Raw genomic sequence first — 1,102 nt, 5'->3', positions numbered from 1 at the left:
GCGATTAAGCGATAACTTTAGCAACAACGCCCGCACCAACAGTACGGCCGCCTTCACGGATTGCGAAACGCAGACCGTCGTCCATTGCGATCGGGTGGATCAGGGTAACAACCATTTTGATGTTGTCGCCCGGCATTACCATCTCAACGCCTTCCGGCAGTTCGATGGTGCCAGTCACGTCAGTTGTACGGAAGTAGAACTGAGGACGGTAGCCTTTGAAGAACGGAGTATGACGGCCGCCTTCTTCTTTGGACAGGATGTACACTTCAGATTCGAACTTGGTGTGCGGCTTGATGGAGCCCGGCTTAGCCAGAACCTGACCACGTTCGATTTCTTCGCGCTTGATACCACGCAGCAGAACACCAACGTTCTCACCAGCACGGCCTTCGTCCAGCAGTTTGCGGAACATTTCAACGCCGGTACAGGTGGATTTCGCGGTATCTTTGATACCAACGATTTCAACTTCTTCACCGACTTTAACGATACCGCGCTCTACACGACCGGTCACAACAGTACCACGGCCGGAGATGGAGAATACGTCTTCGATAGGCAGCAGGAACGGCTTATCAATCGCACGCTCTGGCTCTGGGATGTAGCTGTCCAGTGCTTCAGACAGTTCAATAATCTTGTCTTCCCACTCGGCTTCGCCTTCCAGCGCTTTCAGCGCAGAACCGCGGATTACCGGCGTGTCGTCGCCCGGGAAGTCGTATTGAGACAGCAGCTCACGCACTTCCATCTCAACCAGTTCCAGCAGCTCTTCGTCATCAACCATGTCGCATTTGTTCAGGAACACGATGATGTACGGAACGCCTACCTGACGACCCAGCAGGATGTGCTCACGGGTCTGCGGCATCGGGCCGTCAGTCGCAGCAACAACCAGGATTGCGCCGTCCATCTGCGCAGCACCGGTGATCATGTTTTTCACGTAGTCGGCGTGCCCTGGGCAGTCAACGTGCGCGTAGTGACGAGTCGGGGTATCGTATTCAACGTGAGAGGTGTTGATGGTGATACCACGTGCTTTTTCTTCCGGTGCGTTATCGATCTGGTCGAAAGCACGCGCCTGGCCACCGAATTTCTTAGCCAGTACGTTGGTGATTGCAGC

General features: G+C 54.6%; 1 protein-coding gene. It reads right to left on the bottom strand.

Annotated features, from left to right (window positions below; all coding sequences use genetic code 11):
• Positions 1–4: 4 nt before the first annotated feature.
• The coding region (gene tuf / locus CYR55_RS22935; RefSeq protein WP_101818592.1) for an elongation factor Tu at positions 5–1,102 on the bottom strand (1,098 nt) is incomplete at its 5' end.

Origin of the sequence: Chimaeribacter californicus, from assembly GCF_002858675.1 — a bacterium.
Classification (GTDB): domain Bacteria; phylum Pseudomonadota; class Gammaproteobacteria; order Enterobacterales; family Enterobacteriaceae; genus Chimaeribacter; species Chimaeribacter californicus.
Note: the sequence above shows the minus strand (reverse complement) of the source record. Positions and strands in the feature narration are given on the sequence as shown.